We start from the raw sequence: 589 nt of genomic DNA on the forward strand, positions 1-589 counted from the left end.
GTCTACAGTTAGCATCTCCAGCTATATAGTTTCAATTTTCGCAACTACAGCAGCTCAACTCTCAACATTGGTTCAATATCAGCACCAACAGAATGGAATCAAAAAATTGGCTTTATAGATAACTACTCGGGCGTGTGTAACGATCTGAGCATTAGCGTTTTTCGCTTGGATTTAGCTCGCCTTCAAATTTTGGGACGGCGCGCGCCGCGGCTTCTGCATCTGTCGTTGCCTTGCCATTTTGATTGATATCGTTGATCAACCATTCCATTTCTTTGATTTCTCTGCGTTGGGCCCTGATAATTCCATCGGCTAGCTCGCGCACTCTTTTGTCTTCAATATTGGCGCGCTCGCTTGTCAGTATTGCAATGCTATGATGAGGTATCATTGCCTTTTGCCACGCCTGATCGGAAATTGTATCCTGCGAACGAACAAGAAACAGGGAGCCGGCAAATATCACAATTGCGCAGCTCAATATCATCGCATTTTTGCGCTTGTCGTCATACATGCCAAGCATAAATAGCAACATTAAAATCGCCATGGCAGCGCCCATGTAGATTGCCATCCATGTGCGTGTCTCACTAAAATACAC

Annotated in this window: 1 protein-coding gene; it reads right to left on the reverse strand. The window is 45.0% G+C overall.

The window, feature by feature from the left end; all coding sequences use genetic code 11:
• Nucleotides 1–151: 151 nt before the first annotated feature.
• Nucleotides 152–589 (reverse strand): DUF305 domain-containing protein (locus V7676_RS18740; protein WP_335661072.1); only part of this gene is annotated, 438 nt, incomplete at its 5' end.

The organism is Parasphingorhabdus sp., assembly GCF_036963805.1.
In the GTDB taxonomy this organism is placed as follows: domain Bacteria; phylum Pseudomonadota; class Alphaproteobacteria; order Sphingomonadales; family Sphingomonadaceae; genus Parasphingorhabdus.